The organism is Dehalococcoidia bacterium, assembly GCA_003597995.1.
Classification (GTDB): Bacteria; Chloroflexota; Dehalococcoidia; order Dehalococcoidales; family UBA1222; genus SURF-27.
Window position 1 is genome coordinate 1 of record QZJY01000001.1, and the last position, 19,538, is coordinate 19,538.

Here is a 19,538-nt window from a genome sequence, read left to right on the forward strand (position 1 = left end):
ATAATATGAGGCATGGAACTGATTCATCTTTCGCATGGTGTCTATCAATGTGATTATCATGTAGTTCTGGTAACAAAATACAGGAAAGAGATATTCAATCTCATTAGGGTCTAATTCCCCGCCGCTTGCGGCGAATCCGGTAAATATGTCCAGATTCACAAAGATCAACTAAGATTATTGTGATACCCCGACGCTTGCGTCGGGGAGAATGTCATTTTCCGTCCACCCCCCTACTCGCTCGAGGAGAACTACCCAAGCTGAAATTTAATCTCCTGCTAAGCACCTTCTAATCTCTGCTTAAGCAACGGGGCATATTATAGTTATGTATGTATTACGACGGTGATAGGGATGTGCACCAACACAGGAACTAAAAGAAAGGAAGGAACATGGAGAACAAAAAGGATATCTTGGTAGCAACCGGAGCAGGAGTCTTCCTGGTTGCCGCTGCGCTGCTTATTTTTGCGGTGCCGGCGCTGGCAGGCGTACCCACCACCGGAGCACAGGGAACATCCGGATGCGGGGCGACCGACGCCCAGGGCCAGGTAAGCTGTCCGATGGCTAATAGTACGACTCAGGGTGCCATCGGGGATACGAATACAACCGGCGGCGCTTGCCACTAGCAGTTCAAAAACCTGGTGCGGAACAGCATTTTTCGATTGCGGTTTAAGGAGAGAGTAATGGCGATTGAAGGGCAAGTCAGGAGCTCTCATAAAGCTTCAAAAACCCAGTCGACATATATCGATGAAATAACTGCGGTAGTGGGCGAACTCGACAGTCTGTTGGAGGAGATGAAACAGACGTTAGAGATAGTAAGACTCACTGTGGGCGAAGTTGAATCTCCCGCAGGCGGTATTATGCTTAAAAGCCCCTAGACAGACAGTCCAGTCCCAACCTCTGTCAGCTCTCTACTAGCTGGAAAACATATAAAATATTATAATAATATATAAAGATATAATCTTCCTGGATAAAAATATGAATGGCATCGTAATCAATATCAATCCGGTCATCTTTCAGGTCGGGCACGTCGAGCTCAGGTGGTATAGCCTGGCCGTGCTTGCGGCGGCGCTTGCGGTGTTTTTCATTGCCGTGAGGGGTGCAAAACAGAAGGGCATACCAAGCGAGGTTATCTATAATCTCACCCCATGGGTGTTGTTGGGTGGGGTCGTGGGGGCGCGGCTGTTCCACGTGCTCGACCACTTAAGTTACTACCTGGCTAACCCCATCCAGATTATACAGCTGCAACAGGGAGGCCTGGCCATCTGGGGTGCGCTCATCGGGGGAGGGTTGGCCATCGCCATCTATGCCAGGGCGCAGCGCATTTCGCTCGGTCTTCTGGCCGATATTCTGGTCCCCGCCATCCTGGTCGGTCAGATTATCGGGCGTTTCGGATGCATCGTCAACGGCGACGCAGCGGGCGGCGCGACCACCCTGCCCTGGGGTTTTATCTATACTAATCCTGCCTCTTCCATAGCCCCCGGCCTACTGGGCGTACCCACGCACCCATATCCAGTCTACGAGATGCTCTGGAACGCCGCCACTTTACTCCTGGTGCATATACTAAAAGGGCGTTTCAACAAGAACGGCATGCTTTTTGCCGTCTATCTCGCACTATATGCTCTTGGAAGGCTGTTACTCACCACCGTGCGATATGAGTCCGTTTTGTTCTGGGGACTTCAAGAGGCGCAGGTGCTGGCCATAGCGGCCTGGGCTCTTGCTGGAGCCATTATCCTAAAACTTAACAGGCGTCGCAATCTCATACCTGAAAGGGAAATAAAAGATGAACATCTATAAACTTGTTCTAAAGGATATCCTGCGCCGCAAGAAACGCGTCTTATACGCCGCCCTGGGGGTTATCATCGGCACCATGACGGTGGTGAGCATTCTGACTGTGGCTGCCGCCGGGCAGGCCCGCATCATAGCCCAGCTTGAGAAGTACGGCCCCAACCTGACTATCCTTCCCGCCGTTAGCAATCTCAATATGACGCTCGGGGACTTAAGCCTCGGGGCTCTCAGTATAGGCGATAACTATATCGACGAGGGGAGACTTCCGGAGATACGCACCATTACCGACGGCGAGATACGGAAAGCCCTCAAATCAGTTGAAGCCGAGGGGAACATAGCTACCATCGCCCCTAAGCTTTACGTGAATGCCGCCGTGAACGGCACGAATGTGCTGGTTGTGGGAGTGATCCCTGAGGAAGAGAGGCTCTTGCGCACCTGGTGGAAGGTGGAGCAGGGGGGTTACATTTCAGGAATGAATGATATTTTGGCTGGCGCCTCCGCCAGTGAACTCCTGGGGATTAAAGCTGGTGATGAGGTGAGCGTCGGTAATGTCACCTTTAAGGTTACTGGCATCCTGGAGATGACCGGTTCCAATGATGATTACCAGCTCTTTGCCACCCTCTCTACCGTGCAGCAGGCTACTGGAAAGGAAGGGAAGGTTTCCTCCATTGATATCCGCGCCCTCTGCAACGCCTGCCCTGTAGAAATAATTGCCGATGCCCTCAACGGGGCTATCCCGGGGTTGAGAGCTGTTGCCGTCAAGCAGGTGGCGGAAACAGAGATGGGCATGCTCGATCGCATCAACCGCCTTATGTATGCCCTGGCCGGTATTACCCTGGCCATCGGCGCTTTCGGGGTGATGAATACCATGATGACCTCGGTGCATGGACGCATCAAAGACATAGGCATCATGCGCGCGGTGGGCTCCTCACAACGGCAGATTATCGCTATGTTTTTGGAAGAGGCCGTTATCGTGGGCGTACTCGGTGGTGTTTTCGGATACGTATGTGGGAGCCTCCTTGCCTACGTTATCGGCCCCTTGATCTTCGAGGGTACGGCAGTCACATGGGTACTCCGGCTGCTGCCTGTTTCTCTTGCGGTCGCCATTGCGGTGGCCATGCTTGCAACGTCCTATCCGGCCTACCGCGCCACGCGTATCCGGGTGGCTGATTCATTCCGTTCTTTGTGAGGTGAGATATGTTAGAGATTAAGAACGTTTCGAAAATATACGGCAAGGGCGAAGGCCAGGTCGCCGCTTTAAACGATGTGAGTTTTACGGTGGATAGAGGCTCCTTCCTGGCTGTGATGGGGCCTTCCGGCTCGGGGAAATCCACCCTCCTCAACATCATTGGTGGACTCGACCAGCTTACATCAGGTGAGGTAATACTGGACGGCGATCGCATTGATAATCTTACTGAAAACGAGATGGTTACGCTTCGGCGCGGGAAAGTGGCTTACGTCTTTCAGCAGTACCATTTGCTCTCTTCCCTTACCGCACTCGAAAACGTGCTGCTGCCACTCGCTTTTAACAGACGCGCGGACACTGCCCGGGCCAAAGAGATGTTGAGACGTGTGGGGCTTGAGAAGCGAGCCAATCACAAGCCCGCCCAGCTCTCCGGCGGGGAACAACAGCGCGTAGCCATCGCCCGAGCCCTGGTGAGCGACCCGGAGCTTATCCTGGCCGATGAGCCCACGGGTAACATGGACCAGAAGACCGGGCAAGAGATATTAAAGCTTTTCGAAGAATTAAACGCCGAAGGCCGCAGTATCGTCATGGTGACCCATGCTCCTGAAATAGCCCGGCACGCCCGCGAAACCCTTTTCCTGAAGGACGGGCAAATCGTCGAAATCGTCAAGAATATTTCTTACATAGGAGGTTAATATGTCTGGAAAAACACTGGTAAAAGTATTGTTGCCATTTATGCTGGTTGCGGCCGTCCTGCTCTCCGCCTGCGGAGGGTCCCAAGCGGCGCCCTCATCGAGTGCCGCAACGGGGGGTTCTGTCGGTGTGAGCAGCACTGATGCGATGCGCTACAAGCCTACCTGGATCACTCCGACGCTGAGCGGGAACCAGTTGTCGGTGCCGCTAAGCGCTGTAGAGCAAGGGAAAATGGTTCATTTCTGGGCGACCCTGCCATCCGGCAAGGAGGCTTTTATGGCCTATAAGCTAGATGGAGTCACCTACATGAGGGCGGATATCTGTCCGCCCTGCCGCTCATCCAGCTTCTCATTAGAGAAGGGGGTTTTGGTATGCGACACCTGCGGTACCAAGTTTAATGCCAAGACGGGTAAGGGCATCAGTGGAGCTTGCGTCAATTACCCCAAAGCCGAGGTGACATGGCAGATGCAAAACGGCAACTTGGTAACTACCCTGGCCGACCTGGACTCAGCCTATCAAAATACGTTGCAAGCAGGCTAACTTTAGTCGTGACGTTGTCTGCCGCAAGGTTCGCGTCAGCCTAGCCTGTCCCCGATGCGCTTCAGCCAGGGTAACACCTGGCTGAAGCTTGGATGAGGATTAGCCGCTTTAAGCCGATGGAAAAGAAGAAGTGGTGGGCAACAGGTTAAGCATGTATAGCAATAAGGAAACATCGTAGGATAGGGGATAGTCGCGGTAGCTACGAACTGAGGGTGGTGGAGCTGAGGGGATTCGAACCCCTGACCCCCTGAATGCAAATCAGATGCTCTCCCGCTGAGCTACAGCCCCGTGAGCGTAATTATAGCAGTTGTGCAAACGCTCCAGCAATTCAATTTTTAGAGAGTTCGCGTTTTATCTTGAGCACGGCGTCGATGGCGGCCATTTCTCCTTGCAGAATGGAAAGCTCGGCTTTGTGAAAATCAGCCGGGCCGATTTGCAGCATGCGTGGCTCTATGACGATGTCGGCGCCGCTAAAGCATGTCTCTATACGGCACGAATTGGCGATGTCGATAACGCTGAGCATCACGCTTATGAGGTTGGGACGCGGGCCGCTCTCGGTCTCGGAGGTTCCCTGGTCATCCAGGCGGGCTTTCAATTTTTGCACGTGGCGCGGCACTACGTTCACTGCGATGATGTAATCCGCTCCCATAGCCTTGACCACGTTCACGGGCACCTGGTTTACCAGACCTCCATCAATGAGGAAGCGTCCCTTGCGCTTGACCGCCTGGAAAACGACCGGTATGGAGATGCTGGCGTGCACGGCTTCGGCCACCGAGCCCATTGTCATGACAATTTCCTCACCGCTCAAGAGGTCACAGGCAACGCAGGCGAAGGGTTTTTTGAGCTCGTTGAATTTGATGTCTCCGCCCATAATCTTTTGCATTTCGTGCATCAAGCGCTCGCCGGCGATGAACCCAGTGTGTGGAACGGAAATGTCGACCAGGCGGCGGCGTTTTTTCCAGTCAAAGCCCAGAAACAATTCCTTCATCTGCAAGGCTGTCATGCCTGAGGCGTGCAGTGCGCCGATGACGGCCCCGGCGCTGGTACCGGCTACAATGTCGATGGGAATACCCTCTTTCTCCAGTATTTCCAGCACGCCGACATGGGCAATGCCGCGAGCGGCACCCCCGCCTAGCGCTATGCCGACCTTTTTCTTTGACATATCCTGCTCCCTCGAGGACACAATGTATCAAATGTAACGGAGGTTGAAGGAATCGGTTAGTATTTCAGCACGTCGCATATACCCTCAAATCGTTGACTATTTCTTGTCTGCCTGAACAGGGACCAGCCTTTCGGAAACGGGTTTGAAATTCTTTTTTTCCCATTCCTCCGCCAGCAGGCTTAAATGCCACAGGTCTATCCATTTACCATCCTTGAAAATCTGCCTGCGCAGCGTGCCTTCGAACTGAAAGCCGTTCTTTTCCTGCACACGTCGGCTGGCCAGGTTACCGACGAAAGCGCTTGAAGTGACCACGTCGGCCTCGAGGTGGCTGAAACAGAAATGGCAGATGAGCGCCAGCACCTCCGTCGTGTAGCCCTTGCGCCAGTAGGGCACACCCAGCCAGTAGCCGACTTCGAACTGCTGTGGATGGCGCAGGATGCGGGCATCGGCGGAACCTATAAAAACGCCGGAATTATTCTTTTCCTCGATGGCGAAGGAGTACTTGGTGCCCTCTCGCATCTCCTGTGGCCAGCGTGTGCCGTAGGTTTCCGCCAGCTCGTTTTGGTCCTTGGGGCCATCCCAGCAGAGCCATTTGAGGATATCGCGGTTATTGTGCACGAGTTTGTAGCCCTGTTTGGCATCCTCAGCGGTGGTAGGGCGCAGGCGCACTTTTTCGCCGGCAAGCTCGATGTATTCAAACCCGAGGTTATGGGGTTTGGCCTCAGCGCCACAGCTCATGGTTTACCTCCGCGTTCAGCTATCAGCAGTCAGCTTTCCGCTTTTCAGCGCCACAGTTCGTCGATGTCCTTTTCTACTTTTTCCATAGTGCGCTCGTTCTGCGCCAATTCTTTATACGACTCTCGAGAGCCGTATTCCCTCGGGCTGAAAGCTACCGGCATGGGAACGGCATGTCCGAAGATAAGCGCCTGCTGCTTGGCGGCCAGCTTGGCCAGCACGCCCTTGAGTTCGTTCTTGCCGGAGATGCCGGCCAGCACACTGTCTATATCGCGCTCGTTGTCCAGCAGGCAGGTAATCTTGGTGCCGAGCTGGCTCATGACCTCGGTATCGATGCCGGAAGGACGCTGGTCGATAACGAGCAGGGTGCAGTTGTACTTGCGCATTTCGCGGGCGATGGTGCCGAAGATGGTCTGCGAGGCCACTTCCGGGTTGAGGAACTTGTGCGCCTCTTCGATGGTGATGACCAGCGGGGAAGGTGCGGCTTTATCCTCGGCCAGAGACCTCTCCGTCCTCTCGCGGTATTGGGAATAGATGCGGCGGGTGAGCAGATTGGCTACCAGAATATAGGCGGTGATGTCGGTATAACGCCCGAACTCCAGCACCACGTTGATGCCGCGCTCGAGGTAGCCCAAAACGTGGTCCACCGCCCGTTGCTCGACGTGCGGCTGCATGAAAGAGAGGCGCGTGATGGTGCCGAGGCCGCGCTTGAGGCTCTGGAAGCTGCTCTCGTGGATGTTAAGGTCTTTGAGCAAACCTTCGCTCTCTTCGCCCGCGTCAAGCTCCAGCGTGCGTTTTATCCAGTCGCGTCCGAAGCGCTTGCGCAGCGTGAAACAGGCCTCGACGGCCAGGTCGGTGAGGTTGAGCGTTTGTTTCAGCAGGGACATGTCCTCCGGCTCTATCTCGTCGTAGCCGATTTTCACGATAAAGTCTGTGGCTACTTGACGGCGGCGGGCGTTCTCCTCGTCCAGGGAGAAGATGGAGACTTTGGTCGGGAATAATTGCTTGAGAGCCTTGACCTTACGTCCCTTTTCCGACGAGCCCTCCCAGCCGTATTCCGAATGCATGTCGAACACCAGGTTGACGCAGGCGCTCTTCTGCAGCATGCCGATAAGCAAAATGCGCGTCAGGAAGGTCTTGCCCGTGCCGCTTTTGCCGAAGATGCCGTTGCTGCGTTTAACGAATTCCGGCAGGTCGAGGCAGAGTTTGGTCTCCATATCCAGCGGGTTGCCGATGTAGAAATGCTTATCGTCCTCTTTGCCGAAAACCAGTTCGATGTCGGCATCCGACGAGAGCCCGACGGGGGAGAAGTGGCTGGGGATGGTCTTAACCGGCTGCGGGCCCTCAACGACCGTTTTTGCGTCTCCGCCGATGACGAGATAGGGAGTGACGGTCAGTAAACCATAGGCGCTGGTGCCTGAGAGCACTTCGGCGCTGAAAGTATCCGACGGGTCGGGGGGAGAAAAGGTCATGCGCTGGTCGCTGGCGTCGAGTTTCACGTCGGTTATCATGCCCAGGAAGCGGCGGCTCTTGCCCTGGATGGTGACATAACGTCCGACAACCACGTCCTCAACAGAGGCGCTGGCGTCCAGCCTCACGGCCACGCCTTCGCTCAATGAGCCGGCAACGACCATTCCGAGTCTAGCGTCTTCGTTCATGAAAACCTCGCTTTAATGCAAAATCCTAAGCACCAAGCACCAAATTCTAAATAAATTCAAATATTAAAACCTCAATGTCCAAAATATTTTAATCATTTGATATTAGTATTTTGAGCTTGTTTAGTATTTAGATATTAGGATTTCGTGCTTTCGTCCGTTGGTTTTATCCTCTCAAGGATTGCTTTAAGTCTGGCGTAGTCCTGCCCCAGGAGGGCGGCCAGTTCCTTGCCCGCGCCCACCAGAAATGCGCGGCTGTCCTCATGGGTAGTACTCATCAGGCGCAGAGTGGCTGCGATAAGCTCATCCGACGGCGTCTCCAGTTCGGCGTTGACCAGAATATTCAGGAAGCCGAAAGCCTGGCTGAATGCCTTGATTTCCTCTGCCGTGCAGGCATGGACGAAGCTGTGGATGCGGGCGGGGCGGGGCGGCAAATATTGAAGGATTTTATTCCCGTTTCTGTGCCCCACCACCAGCGCCGAGAACTCGCTTCTGAGCAGTTTGGCAAGCTGCGGGCTGGACTGGAAGATAGCCTCCTCGGAGGCTTCATCCTTGCCGCGGGCGATGGGCTTGCGGCCGGGTTCCAGTCCCTCTGTTGTGGCTTGATAGACCACGGCGTAAAGCTCGATTTCCCCCTCGGTTGTCTTCACGAGGGAGCCGAGGGGCGGCAGTTCGTAAAGCTCGTAGCACTGGGCGGTAAAGCCGGTGGTAGAGGCTTCGATTACCTCGCCGAGACGCTGTTGCGGTTGTTTCATATCGTATCCCTCATTATGTTGTCATTGCGAGTGTTCCAATTCTATCGTATCGAGTGAAAACTTACGGCGTTGTCATGCTGGAAGACCGCCGCAGGCGGGCTGAAGCATCTGGGGAGTGGGAAAAATGCGCCCCACCCCGGATTCTTCGTCGTCGCTGCACTCCTCCTCCAGAATGACAAAGGTATCACACCCACCTCGTCTTTTTGCTTCGGCTCTTGGCTGAGGTAGTCTGCGTCATATGCTCGTCAGCCATCAATATCTCCACAAGCTGCTGGAAGTTCTCGCGGTCCGCCCCCGTAACCACCGCCTGCTCGTGCGCTTCCGCCAGCGCAGCCGGATAGCCCTGGCCGCGCCGGCACTGGTCGAGCATGAGGGCGTGGGTCATGCCAAGTTTTGCCGTGTCCTGCGCCACCCACTCGGGTATCTCCACGCGGGCTATTTCGTCCTCCAGCTTCATGTAGAAGAAGTTGACCCAGTGTTTGCCGTAATTCTCTTTGACTATCTTTGATTGGCTGGTGAACAGGGCGGAACGCTCGCTGTCCGCCAGCAGATTGGCAAATAGGTCCCGGTCCTGCACGCCGGCCACCGCGTCGCAAGGGCGCTTGCCGATATTCGTTTCACCGCAGTATTTATCACAGTCCGCCGGGTCGTGCGGGCATAGTACCAGGCGGAGCGCGTTTACCACGTCCGTCGAGCGCGGGAAGCTGATGTAGCTCGCCAGGGCGAGCGGCCTCTTCTTTGCCAGTTTGAGCATGTCGTCGAGGCACTTGATGAAGCCTTTATCTAACAGCTCCTCGACTACGAAATCGGGAAACTCCTTGCCCGCCAGTCCCCACAGGATGAGCGAGCCGTCGATGACGGCCAGCGCGGGTTGAGCGGGGGGCAGTTCTGCCGACATATCCGCCAGGTGCTGGCATTCGTCCACGGAGCGCTTGATGTTGAGCAGCGCACCCTCTACCACCTGTTCCCTGGTGCCGCCGGATATGACGAGGGCATTATCATCTGCACATAGTCTGGGCAGGCTCTCCAGCGTAGCGCGCGGGTTCTTTCCGTAGTCCAGTCGGATACGTCCTATGTTGATGAGGTAGCAACGCGCCGACTGGTGGCGGTCCACGTCTATCTGCGAGCCGTCGGTGGCGATGACGCTGAAGTCCGTTGGCGTTTCCGCGGGTTTTGTATGAGTGGCTAGCGGTTCGACCAACCCGGCGACGAGAAATGTCGTCTTGCTCTGCGCTGCCTTGCGCTTGAGTTTTTCGAAGTCGACAGACCTGTCCACCATCAGGGTAAGGGCGCGGACAAGGTGCTGCTGCCTCTCCTGCCCATCGGCTTTGAGCTGGCCCACCATCTCCCCGATTTGTCCGGCTACGCGGCTCAAGTCCAGCATCGACTCACCCCTATCAGACTGGCACCAGTATAGTCGATAAAGCAACGGAGACTCAAGCCTTCTTAACACCCGACCTTATCAAGGACGATACGCCAGTCAAGGTAACGCTCACCTACTATTTCGAAAGCAAACCTGCCGCCGTCTATAGGAATTCTAAGTGGGTAAAATGCTATAATCCCGCATTATGTGGCCGATTATAGCCAGTGTGGTCGTCATTTCTCTATCCGGCGTGATGATGCCCGGACCGATGTTCGCCGTTACCCTGGCCAAGAGCTATAAATCACCCTGGGCAGGGGCTCAAATGGCTCTGGGGCATGCCGTCGTCGAGGTGCCCCTCATACTCCTCATCTATTTCGGCTTCTCCCGTTTTTTCCAGGATACGGCCGTTCAGATAGTGCTGAGCCTGGCTGGTGGGGCTATGATTGTGTGGCTGGGCGTCAGCATGTTCCGCGACCGTGCCAAGGTAGTAAGGGAAGGTAAGGACTTGCCCTATCCTGCCTTCGTGGCCGGCATCGTTATGAGCGCGCTCAATCCCCTCTTTCTTTTGTGGTGGGCCACAATCGGTAGCCTGCTGGTGATGCAGTTCCTGGACTACGGAGTGAGAGGCCTTTTTATTCTCGTCATCATTCACTGGCTGTGCGACTTGGTTTGGCTCACATTCGTGTCCGTGTTTATCAATAAGACGCATCATTTCCTGGACAAGCGCTTTCAGGAATGGCTCTTTATCGCCACCAGCCTTTTTCTGGTTTTCTTCGGCTTCCGCTTCATCATATCTGGCATACAGACCATCATCAAATAGGAGGTATATCCTATGAAGGTGGGCTTGGTCTACGCCCCCGTTTACCTGGGGCACGACACCGGCGAACACCCGGAGAACAGGCAGCGCTTGGAGGCCATCATCCTGCGGCTTAAAGAATCCGGCCTCTGGGAAAAACTCACCCACATCGCTCCGCGCCAGGCGACTCTTGATGAGCTGCTGCACGTGCACAGCGAGAAACACATTCGCTTTGTGCGCGAACTGGCTGCGTCAGGGGGCGGCCAAATAGACGCCGATACGCTGGTTTCTCGTCATTCTTTCAAGGCCGCCCTGTATGCCGCCGGGGGCGTGGCGAGCGCTGTGGACGCCGTGATGGGCGGGGAGGTAGGCTCTGCTTTCGCTCTCGTTCGCCCCCCGGGGCACCATGCTACCTACGAGCAGGTGATGGGCTTCTGCCTTTTCAATAATGTAGCAGTGGCTGCGGCACACGCGCTGGATAGATACGGGCTTGAACGTGTCCTCATTCTGGACTTTGACGTGCACCATGGCAACGGCACCCAGGATATATTCCGTGATGAGCCGCGTGTTTGCTACGTATCTACCCACCAGTCACCTCTATACCCGGGCAGCGGGGATGTAGATGAACGAGGCGCGGGAAATATGTTCAACATACCTCTTCCTTCCGGCTGCGGAGACGACCAATATGAGCGCGTTTACGATGAAATCGTTTTACCCCTCGGCAGGCGTTTTAGACCGCAGCTAATCCTCGTTTCGGCGGGTTTCGATGCCCACTGGGCGGACGAATTGGCCTCCATGTGCCTGAGTACCAGCGGTTACGCTCAAATTACGCGCCGGATAAAGGCGCTGGCGCATGAATGCTGCGGAGGAAAGGTAGTGTTCAGCCTTGAAGGCGGCTATAACCTGGAGGCTCTGGCGGGGAGCGTCAAGGCGGTGTTCGATGTGCTGATGGGGAACGAGAACATCGATGATGAACTGGGTCCCTGCCGGTCAGGAGAGAAATCCCCCGATGTTAAGCCTTCCATTGCAAGGCTGCGAGAATTGTTTGAGTTAAGCTGAACCTTTTCGCCGAGTTTGCTTTTCCCCCTCGTCCACCATCTTTTTGACATAATCCAGCGCTTCCTCACGCGTGGTGATTTCACCGGCAGCTTGAGCCTCGCGCAGTTCTTCCAGCAACTCGCCCAGACGGGGACCGGGCGTGAGTCCTAATGCATGCTTCAGGTCGTGGCCGTCGAGCAGCTTCGGAGGCTCAATTGTCTCAGGAGCTTTTTCGTGCTCAGTTATCAGGTGCGCCATTACCCCGACATGCCAATCCCAATTAGCTTTTTCCAGGTCCGGGCCGCGTGTGGCCAGGTGGTCGGCCAGACTGAAATAGAGCGTGGCGATGGCGGCTTCGTCCATGTCGCGGAAATAACGATAAACCGCGCGTCTGGTGGGTGGCGCTCCGTCTTCGGTCATCTGCACCGGGCGCAGGTGGTAGCGCACGATGGTTTCCACGAACTTTATCTCGTGCTTGCTGAAGCGCAGCCTCTCCAATATGGCGGCGGCGACAGGCGCGCCCTCCTGCGGGTGGCCGTAAAAACGCACCCTGCCGAACTCGTTGACGATGCGCGTCTGCGGCTTGGCGATGTCGTGCAGCAGGGCGGCCAGCTTGGTGAGCACGCGGCGCGTGGACAGCGGGCTTACTTTAGCCTCAAAATAACTCTCGATATTTTCATCCCAGGGTATCCCGGCGAGGACGCTGCTGTCGGCGAACGCCCAACCGCTCCGGCGTAAAATGAAGTCAAGCGCCGAGATGGAGCGGGCCGAATGGTGGAAAACGTTCCAGGCGTGCTCTTTAGGCTGGTCCACGTCACGGGTGGGGGCCAACTCGGGGATGATAGCGGTAAGCAGTCCCAGCTTATCCATATAAACGATGGCCTGGTAGCTGTCGGGCAGCGCCAGCAGACGTAGCAGCTCTTCGCGCACGCGCTCACCGGCCACGTTTTTAATCAGTTCATGGTCGCGCTCTATCAAGGCCTCGGTCTGCGACTCGATGACAAAGCCGAGGTCTGCTCCGAGGCGTAAGCCGCGCAGCAGGCGGATAGCGTCGTTTTTGAAAACCTGCGGGTTGACGGCGCGGATGAGTTTCTTTTGGATATCGCCTAACCCACCGAAAGGGTCTATGACGGTTGCCTCAATTTTATCGTTTGATGTCAAACTGAGTTTGGCCAGGTCGATAGCCAGGGCATTGACGGTGAAGTCGCGCCTGCCCAAGTCTTCTGCGAGGTTGCCCTGAAGCGTAGCTACATCTATCTGCCACGCCTCAAATACTTCGAGGCCCTCTTTTTGGGGTAGCAGGCGTACCACGCTATTCTCGCTGTCTAAAACCACGCAGTGAGCTTTGAGATGTACGGCTATCTCCGGTCCGATAGCAAGGGCATCACCTGCGATGGCAATATCGATGTCCGCCTTATTACGTCCCATCACCATGTCGCGCACAAGGCCGCCTACTATGTAGGCTTCGATATGGCGTTGCGCCAGAATATTCTGTAACTTTGCGAGAATATCGCGGACAGCCGGGCTCAGGAAGACCTCTAAATGAGTTTCATCCACGTTCTCAGGATAGACGAAAGCGGGTGGATTTGGCAAGGAAAAAGAGGCTTAGTTGAGAGGAGTCCACCGCGCCACCGGCGAGATAGCCGATATCATCGGACACTAGCAGATAATCAGAGGGTCGGCTTGAGAGTCCCTGCTTCGCGAGAGGCGGGGCCTCCTTATTTATCCTCACTACTTCGGCTTCGTCACGGAAAGACCGAGGAAAAACATCGCGCCGGTATGATATTTTTGAATATTTTACAATTCAAAGAGCATGGTATATCATCCATGCCGATGTTGGATAAAGCTAACGGAGGTTAAAAATGGCAAATCCTTCAGCTTCCGGATACAAACCGAAGTATTTCCTGGCGGCTTTTGGGTCAATACATCATGCCGCAAACCCAATCGAAGGCGGCAATTATCCCCTCTTGGCAGGCTATGTCACTTCGCAGAATGTTCAGCCAGGAGATGTCATTCTGTTGTATTGTACTGGTGGTTATCCCAGTCATTTTAGGGAAGCGCCCGGGGTTGGAATAGTAACAGATATAGATGCAAAGGGAAATAGCAAAATTATAAATTACTGGTATTTACCGTTTAACCAAGCCATCCCTCTTGAAATATTGAAGCTTAATATTCCCGAATTGGAAAATAATACTAACTTCGGCAATAGAGGAAACTTTCTACGCGCTATCAGTAAACCCTCTTTTAATGCGGCCTTAGCAAATACGTTTATAGACTGGCCATAGTCGGCTGTTATTAAAGAGCAATTAAAAACGCCTCTTAATAATTTTGCAACTTCAAGTATAGCCAATGTTGTCATGCGGGCGAAAAGGGTATCAAATTACTTTCGATGGGTTTATAATTCCATCGACTAGAACTAGTTCGCCCTGTGGCTACTCGGGGTTTTACGATGGGAATACAAGATCGAGACTGGTATAAAGGTAAACATCCGCCGAACTGTACTTGCGTGGAATGTCAAACAGAGCGGCTGAAACAACTAAAAAAGGAAGTCCACTCTAGCTATGTTTCAATGTGCCCAAGGTGTAAAAAGCAGTCTCTATGGCATAATGCAAAAGGCCAAGTCTATGAATGTTTAAACCTCAAATGTCGGGCTGTAGGACTTAGTCCTTCTGATATTGCACATAATACTCATTATCAGTTCGATAGTTCAGCTACTTCTCAGCGCCCTCTAATTAATGGTTCTCCGCAAATAACAGATACAACCCCCGATAAAAGGAACGGATGTTTCGGATGCCTGTTCACACTAGTTTTGATCATTGGTATCACAGTAGGAGGAATTTACTATTACAAGGCTGAACCATTTATAGGTTATTTAGATAATGTGAGGGCCTATTTTGGAGGCGTTCCTTCATCGAATGTAATAGGAAATTATCATTTGGGTTTAGTTGGAATAAACGGTTCATATTACTTTGATAGCTATAATAACCCAATTGTATTGATAAACAACACTAATTCGACTGACCCGACTTATTCCCAATTATTAGACTTCCTCCAGCATGAATACACGGATACTTATTACTACAATCTGGCGTATGCCAATCAATCTCCGGGTTCTTATTATGGTTCAGCTCAAAGTAAAGTCGATATTAAAGGTGTCCAAGCAGCGATTAATAATTTGGTCCCGTACCCCAGCGTACCGAGGATTTGCTCTGATTTCGCCGAAAGGCTCCACAATAGTTCAGAAATGGCAGGGTTTAGGTGCGGATATGTAATCATCGAACTGCAAGGCACGGCGAGTGGGCATGCCCTCAATGTGTTCAATACGACCGACAAGGGTCTCATATACATCGATGATACAGGAGCCACGACTACACGGCCAACAAATCGTGACAAAACAGTGAACATCCAAATCGGTAAACCCTACTCCCCCGAAAGCTTATTCCCAGGGGAAGGATTTTTTTGGCAAAGTCTGGGGATTGTGGCTAGCGTAAACATAGTTTGGGATGGGAACTGGAACTAGTCAAACATAAACTTGGCTGAAATTATTGCTAGTGTTGCTACAATTTGAAGCGCGCGTGTTTGCATATTGCTGCCTAGTGCAATGCGGGTAGTTTTGTCCGTTACCCAAGTCCCACCGGGTCCACGTCTATGGCCCAGCCCGACGGAACAGCACCGTTATTTAGCAACCTCTCCGGCTGGTTGCCGCGCAGGGTTAGCTGCCAGCGGTAGCGCCCCCGCAGCCGGGCGATAAAGGCCGGCGCCGGGCCGATAAGGCTCAGGTCTATAATGCCCCGCCCCGCGATGTCCGCCTCAAGCCGGCGTTTCATGCGCTTGGCCTCATCTCTACAGGCGTCTTCGTTGACGTGGACGTAGGTCAAGCGCACCAGTTGCGAGAAGGGCGGCTCGTTTAGTTCACGCCTGAAGGCTATCTCCTGGTTATAGAAAGCCTCGTAGTCCTGCTTGAGCACCGCTTGTATGGCGTAGTGCTCGGGCGAATAGGTTTGTATGATGACGCGCCCTGGATGCTCGCCGCGCCCGGCGCGCCCCGCCACCTGCGACAGCAGTTGAAAAGTGCGTTCCCCGGCGCGGAAATCGGGCAGGTTGAGGGCGGTATCGGCGCTGACCACGCCTACCAGCGTCACCTGCGGCAGGTCGAGTCCCTTGGCCACCATCTGCGTGCCGATGAGTATATCGGCCTGATGGCTCTTGAGCTTGTCCATAATCTCAGCGTGCGAATGTTTGGCGCGCGTCACATCGCTGTCCCAGCGCAGCAATCTCGCATTGGGGAAGCCTTGCGCCGTCTCCTCCTCCAGTTTCTGCGTGCCGATGCCCAGGAACTTTATCCTGCGACTGAAACAGCGCGGGCAGGTGGTGGGCACTGCTTCCTTGCGGTTGCACTGGTGGCACACCAGCGCCTCTTCGGCTGAGTGGTAGCTCATCGGTACCTGGCAGCGCTTGCATTTGACGACAAACCCGCAGTTGCGGCACTGCACGAAGGTGGCGCTGCCGCGGCGGTTGAAAAACAGTATTACCTGCTCGTTATAGCTGACTGCCTGCCCGATGGCCTCGCGCAGGGGGCGGCTGAACATGCTGCGGTTGCCCGCTTTTAATTCCTCCCTCAGGTCCACCAGCTCGATGTCCGGCATGGGCGAACCGGGGCGGGGAGTCAGGCGCTCGGGGAGTTCAAGCAGCGTGTAATCACCTGTTTTGGCGTGGTAATAAGTCTCCACGTCCGGCGTGGCGCTGCCCAGTATAACGGTGGCTCCCGTCAGCTCCGCCAGCTTGAGGGCGACCGTCCTGGCATGGTAGCGTGGAGCCTGTTCCTGCTGTTTATACGTCCACTCGTGTTCCTCGTCTATAACGATGAGGCCGAGGTCCGGCTGCGGGGCGAAGACGGCGCCTCTCGGCCCCACCACGACGTCGTACTCGCCTTTTTGAATGTCACGCCACTGGTCGAACTGCTCGCCCAGCGAGAGTTTGCTGTGCAGCACGGCGACTTTGTGCGGGAAGCGGCCGGCGAAGCGCTCGATGGTCTGTGGGGTGAGGGCTATCTCTGGGACTAGGGCGATACCGCGCTTGCCGAGTTTCATCGTCTCAGCTAGCGCCTGCAGGTATACTTCGGTCTTGCCGCTGCCGGTGACGCCGCGCAGCACGAAAACGCCGGGTTTACCTGATTTGAGGCTCTGCGTGATAGCCGAAAGCGCCTCGCTCTGCGCCGGCGTCAGGTTGAGGGGGGCTGATGGTGCAATGCGTGAATAATCTATGGGCTCGCGCTTTATCTCGACGGGTACAAGGCTGATTAATCCCTGTTGGACTAGAGGGTTAATTATCGTACGGGAGAAGCCGGCTCCGACAACCTCAGCGAGGGGTATTGGACGGCTTTGCTGTGAGATGTATTTCAGGAGTTCAGCCTGCTTCTTAGCCCTCCGTTTGAGGACAGCGAGTGTTTGTTCAACCTCAGCCGGAGAGGCTATGAGTTTGACATAAAGTTCCCGCTTCGCCTTTACCCGCTCGCGCTCTAGCTGGTAGCTTCGGGTAATCAGTCCTCGATTTATTAGTTGTGAAGAGAGCCTCTGCGCGGCCTTCTTTCCCAGTTCCTTTTCGAGCTGTTTCAGGCCGATTGTTCCCTCTCGTTGTATCGCCTTTAAGGCTTGCTTTTGCTCGTCGCTCAGGCTGGAAACGTCTGACTCCGCTTTATCCGTGACGCTCAGGAAAGTGATTGGCTGGCGTTCGAAACCCGGCGGCAGAAAGAGGGCGATGGCGGCGAAAAGGGGTGAGAGGTAGTAATTGCTTATCCAGCGGGCTAGCTCAAGTTGCGTCCTGGAAAGCAGCGGCTCTGACTGAATGAGGCTGTCGATAGGTCGCACCGATTCGACCGAAGGATACTCGGACAGTTCGACCACGACGCCCTGCAGGACGCGGCTGCCGAACGGCACCCACACGGCGTGGCCGGGGACGAGGTTGAGACTCTCAGGTATAGAGTAACTGAAAAGCTGACGCTCGCCGGCAGGGGAGTTGACGCTGACTTCGGCATAAGACAAAGCCGTACTCCTCATCCTGCTCACAGGCGAGCGTTAATGTTAAATGCTGTTATTCAGCCTTGACTTCGGTTTCAGGTGCGGTAGCGGCGGGAGCGCCCTCGGCAGGGGCTTCAGCCACGGGGGTTTCCATCACAGGCAGTTCCTCTATCTCGGAAGCGCCGGCGGCCTCTATCATAGCCAGCTTTTCCTTGCTCAGCCGCTTTTCCTTGATGCGGGCGGCCTTGCCGGAAAGGTTGCGCAGGTAGAACAGGCGCGCTCTGCGCACCTTGCCGTGGCGCACCAGCTCGACGCGGGCTACCAGCGGTGAGGCATAGGGGAAGGTGCGCTCCACGCCCACGCCGTAAGCCACGCGGCGCACGGTGAAGTTGCCGCCGTCGGCGGAATGGTGAATCTTGATGACCACACCCTGGAACATCTGGATGCGCTCTTTGTCGCCTTCGACGATGCGCATGCTGACCTTAATGTTATCACCAGCGGTAAGCTGGGGGATGGGTTCTTTCTTGATGACGACCTTTTTCTCTTTGACTTCCTTGGTGGCTTTCTTCTTGGTATCGGCGACCATACGTTTACCTCAACTAATTTAGTATCCATATAAAATAACATAACAGGCTCAAATATTCAAGTTGGGGTGAAGGGTTAAGGCTTTACTAACCGTTATAACCTGCGTCCAATATGAAAGGTTGATAGCGACAAATACCCTTCGACTCCCTCCAGGCGTAGCCTCACAACAACAAGTTAAGGAAATCTCTTTCAGTCTCCTTTAGGATTTAGCCTAAAGGATAAATCCCGTTTGCCAAAGGAAGCGGGAAGCTATGCCGCAGGGGTAAGAGGCAGGTTCACTTGAGTTGAAAATAATCGTGATGTTGTGTCTGTCATTTGCCATATATAGCCTGTTCAGGGTAACGCGCGGTATCAATTTTACTAGAGGGTTATTGTCTCCATATTACCTTAATGTAAAATCAGTGTAAAATGCAAGCGGGTTGTCACATCATTCGTCGGGAAAGCTGAAGTCGGCCCCGGGCCGGCTCGGTTTGCTCTCATTCTCCGCCCGCGACTGGAGCATCTTCTTCTCTCTGGCCGTCAGGCTGGCTCTGTCCAGCAGTTCAGGGCGGCGTTCCGCCGTCCTCAAAAGCGATTGTTCGCGGCGCCAGGCGGCGATTTTGGCGTGGTTGCCCGATAACAGAATCTCGGGGACCTTCCAGCTGCGGAAGTCGGCGGGGCGGGTGTACTGGGGATGTTCCAGCAGGCCGTCAGAGTGCGAGTCCGCCGCGGCGGATTCCTCGGAGCCCAGAACGCCGGGGATAAGGCGCACCACGGCGTCGGCCACCACCAGCGCCGGGAGTTCCCCGCCTGAGAGGACATAATCTCCTATGCTTATTTCCTCGGTGACAATGTGCTCGCGCACGCGTTCGTCCACGCCCTCGTAGTGCCCGCAGAGGATAACCAGACGCTTGTGCTCCGCCAGCTTATAGGCCATTGGCTGCGAGAAAGGCTTGCCCTGCGGCGTCATCAGGATGACGGGGATGGGTTCTTCATCCGGTTGACGGTCCTTGAGCACGTCTTCGAGGGCTTCGAATACGGGCTCGGGCTTGAGCAGCATGCCCGCCCCGCCGCCGAACGGGTAGTCGTCCACCACGTGGTGCTTGTCGTGGGTGTAGTCGCGGATATTATATATATTGAAGCAGGCGAGGCCCTTGTCTCTGGCGCGCTGGAAGATGGCGCTCTGGAGCGGTGATTCGAAAAGCTGCGGGAAGAGTGTGAGTATGTCTATACGCATAGTAAATTCATTCTA

20 protein-coding genes and 1 tRNA gene are annotated in these 19,538 nt (G+C 54.7%); 11 read left to right on the plus strand and 10 right to left on the minus strand.

The annotated features are described in order from the left end of the window. Positions 1-12: 12 nt before the first annotated feature. From C4542_00005 to C4542_00035, 7 genes are all read left to right on the plus strand, one after another. Positions 13-114 (plus strand): hypothetical protein, encoded by a 102-nt coding sequence (locus C4542_00005; protein ID RJO63312.1) that lies wholly within the window; start codon positions 13-15, stop codon positions 112-114. Between the two features lie 272 nt (positions 115-386). Beyond that, the gene (locus tag C4542_00010; GenBank protein ID RJO63313.1) at positions 387-620 is read left to right on the plus strand and encodes a hypothetical protein; all 234 of its coding nucleotides are present in this window, start codon (positions 387-389) and stop codon (positions 618-620) included. Between the two features lie 57 nt (positions 621-677). Then, on the plus strand, positions 678-872 hold the full coding sequence (locus tag C4542_00015) for a hypothetical protein (GenBank protein RJO63314.1): 195 nt from the start codon (positions 678-680) through the stop codon (positions 870-872). Positions 873-972: 100 nt separating this feature from the next. Beyond that, a complete protein-coding gene (lgt, locus tag C4542_00020; GenBank protein ID RJO63315.1) occupies positions 973-1,791 on the plus strand; it encodes a prolipoprotein diacylglyceryl transferase in 819 nt (272 codons plus the stop codon). Further along, positions 1,778-2,971 carry an ABC transporter permease gene (locus tag C4542_00025; GenBank protein ID RJO63316.1) on the plus strand — a complete coding sequence of 398 codons (1,194 nt, stop codon included), beginning with the start codon at positions 1,778-1,780 and terminating at the stop codon, positions 2,969-2,971. The genes lgt and C4542_00025 overlap by 14 nt, the downstream gene beginning before the upstream one ends. Positions 2,972-2,979: 8 nt before the next feature. Next, positions 2,980-3,663, plus strand: a complete 684-nt coding sequence (locus tag C4542_00030; protein RJO63317.1) for an ABC transporter ATP-binding protein — start codon at positions 2,980-2,982, stop codon at positions 3,661-3,663. Position 3,664: 1 nt separating this feature from the next. After that, on the plus strand, positions 3,665-4,201 hold the full coding sequence (locus C4542_00035; GenBank protein ID RJO63318.1) for a DUF2318 domain-containing protein: 537 nt from the start codon (positions 3,665-3,667) through the stop codon (positions 4,199-4,201). 213 nt (positions 4,202-4,414) lie between these two features. Here the strand turns inward: C4542_00035 and C4542_00040 are convergent. The 6 genes from C4542_00040 to C4542_00065 form a co-directional block, all read right to left on the minus strand. Further along, positions 4,415-4,489: transfer RNA gene (locus C4542_00040), tRNA-Ala, on the minus strand. 40 nt (positions 4,490-4,529) lie between these two features. Beyond that, a complete protein-coding gene (locus tag C4542_00045; protein RJO63319.1) occupies positions 4,530-5,363 on the minus strand; it encodes a patatin family protein in 834 nt (277 codons plus the stop codon). Between the two features lie 96 nt (positions 5,364-5,459). Next, positions 5,460-6,101, minus strand: a complete 642-nt coding sequence (locus tag C4542_00050) for an N-acetyltransferase (GenBank protein ID RJO63320.1) — start codon at positions 6,099-6,101, stop codon at positions 5,460-5,462. A 44-nt stretch (positions 6,102-6,145) separates the two neighbouring features. Then, the gene (locus C4542_00055; GenBank protein ID RJO63321.1) at positions 6,146-7,756 is read right to left on the minus strand and encodes an ATP-binding protein; all 1,611 of its coding nucleotides are present in this window, start codon (positions 7,754-7,756) and stop codon (positions 6,146-6,148) included. Positions 7,757-7,890: 134 nt separating this feature from the next. After that, positions 7,891-8,508 (minus strand): hypothetical protein, encoded by a 618-nt coding sequence (locus C4542_00060; protein ID RJO63322.1) that lies wholly within the window; start codon positions 8,506-8,508, stop codon positions 7,891-7,893. Positions 8,509-8,692: 184 nt separating this feature from the next. Next, entirely contained in the window at positions 8,693-9,892 is a 1,200-nt protein-coding gene (locus C4542_00065) for a DNA double-strand break repair nuclease NurA (GenBank protein ID RJO63323.1), read from the minus strand. Between the two features lie 184 nt (positions 9,893-10,076). On the opposite strand from C4542_00065, the gene C4542_00070 reads away from it, so the two are divergent. Together C4542_00070 and C4542_00075 are read left to right on the plus strand one after the other, a co-directional pair. After that, positions 10,077-10,691, plus strand: a complete 615-nt coding sequence (locus C4542_00070) for a lysine transporter LysE (protein RJO63324.1) — start codon at positions 10,077-10,079, stop codon at positions 10,689-10,691. A 12-nt stretch (positions 10,692-10,703) separates the two neighbouring features. Beyond that, entirely contained in the window at positions 10,704-11,726 is a 1,023-nt protein-coding gene (locus C4542_00075; protein RJO63325.1) for a histone deacetylase, read from the plus strand. Here C4542_00075 and C4542_00080 read toward each other — a convergent pair. Further along, positions 11,718-13,262, minus strand: a complete 1,545-nt coding sequence (locus C4542_00080) for a CCA tRNA nucleotidyltransferase (protein RJO63326.1) — start codon at positions 13,260-13,262, stop codon at positions 11,718-11,720. The two genes, C4542_00075 and C4542_00080, sit on opposite strands and share 9 nt — an antisense overlap. Before the next feature lie 305 nt (positions 13,263-13,567). Between C4542_00080 and C4542_00085 the strand changes: the two genes are divergently transcribed. After that, complete coding sequence (locus tag C4542_00085; protein ID RJO63327.1) at positions 13,568-13,990, plus strand: hypothetical protein; 423 nt, start codon at positions 13,568-13,570, stop codon at positions 13,988-13,990. A gap of 650 nt (positions 13,991-14,640) precedes the next feature. Next, on the plus strand, positions 14,641-15,225 hold the full coding sequence (locus C4542_00090) for a hypothetical protein (GenBank protein RJO63328.1): 585 nt from the start codon (positions 14,641-14,643) through the stop codon (positions 15,223-15,225). Positions 15,226-15,325: 100 nt separating this feature from the next. Here C4542_00090 and priA read toward each other — a convergent pair whose 3' ends face one another. From priA to trmD, 3 genes are all read right to left on the minus strand, one after another. Continuing rightward, positions 15,326-17,746 carry a primosomal protein N' gene (priA, locus tag C4542_00095; protein ID RJO63329.1) on the minus strand — a complete coding sequence of 807 codons (2,421 nt, stop codon included), beginning with the start codon at positions 17,744-17,746 and terminating at the stop codon, positions 15,326-15,328. A 49-nt stretch (positions 17,747-17,795) separates the two neighbouring features. After that, positions 17,796-18,308, minus strand: coding sequence for a 50S ribosomal protein L19 (locus tag C4542_00100; GenBank protein ID RJO63330.1), 513 nt, complete (start codon positions 18,306-18,308; stop codon positions 17,796-17,798). Between the two features lie 426 nt (positions 18,309-18,734). Beyond that, positions 18,735-19,523, minus strand: coding sequence for a tRNA (guanosine(37)-N1)-methyltransferase TrmD (gene trmD / locus C4542_00105; protein RJO63331.1), 789 nt, complete (start codon positions 19,521-19,523; stop codon positions 18,735-18,737). Positions 19,524-19,538: the final 15 nt, after the last annotated feature.

Coding starts and splice junctions, on each gene's coding strand:
- C4542_00005 (RJO63312.1), top strand. CDS start 13: ATGGAACTGATTCATCTTTCGCATGGTGTCTATCAATGTGATTATCAT.
- C4542_00050 (RJO63320.1), bottom strand. CDS start 6,101: ATGAGCTGTGGCGCTGAGGCCAAACCCCATAACCTCGGGTTTGAATAC.
- C4542_00075 (RJO63325.1), top strand. CDS start 10,704: ATGAAGGTGGGCTTGGTCTACGCCCCCGTTTACCTGGGGCACGACACC.
- C4542_00070 (RJO63324.1), top strand. CDS start 10,077: ATGTGGCCGATTATAGCCAGTGTGGTCGTCATTTCTCTATCCGGCGTG.
- C4542_00025 (RJO63316.1), top strand. CDS start 1,778: ATGAACATCTATAAACTTGTTCTAAAGGATATCCTGCGCCGCAAGAAA.
- C4542_00045 (RJO63319.1), bottom strand. CDS start 5,363: ATGTCAAAGAAAAAGGTCGGCATAGCGCTAGGCGGGGGTGCCGCTCGC.
- trmD (RJO63331.1), bottom strand. CDS start 19,523: ATGCGTATAGACATACTCACACTCTTCCCGCAGCTTTTCGAATCACCG.
- C4542_00015 (RJO63314.1), top strand. CDS start 678: ATGGCGATTGAAGGGCAAGTCAGGAGCTCTCATAAAGCTTCAAAAACC.
- C4542_00030 (RJO63317.1), top strand. CDS start 2,980: ATGTTAGAGATTAAGAACGTTTCGAAAATATACGGCAAGGGCGAAGGC.
- C4542_00055 (RJO63321.1), bottom strand. CDS start 7,756: ATGAACGAAGACGCTAGACTCGGAATGGTCGTTGCCGGCTCATTGAGC.
- C4542_00100 (RJO63330.1), bottom strand. CDS start 18,308: ATGGTCGCCGATACCAAGAAGAAAGCCACCAAGGAAGTCAAAGAGAAA.
- lgt (RJO63315.1), top strand. CDS start 973: ATGAATGGCATCGTAATCAATATCAATCCGGTCATCTTTCAGGTCGGG.
- C4542_00035 (RJO63318.1), top strand. CDS start 3,665: ATGTCTGGAAAAACACTGGTAAAAGTATTGTTGCCATTTATGCTGGTT.
- C4542_00065 (RJO63323.1), bottom strand. CDS start 9,892: ATGCTGGACTTGAGCCGCGTAGCCGGACAAATCGGGGAGATGGTGGGC.
- C4542_00085 (RJO63327.1), top strand. CDS start 13,568: ATGGCAAATCCTTCAGCTTCCGGATACAAACCGAAGTATTTCCTGGCG.
- C4542_00010 (RJO63313.1), top strand. CDS start 387: ATGGAGAACAAAAAGGATATCTTGGTAGCAACCGGAGCAGGAGTCTTC.
- C4542_00060 (RJO63322.1), bottom strand. CDS start 8,508: ATGAAACAACCGCAACAGCGTCTCGGCGAGGTAATCGAAGCCTCTACC.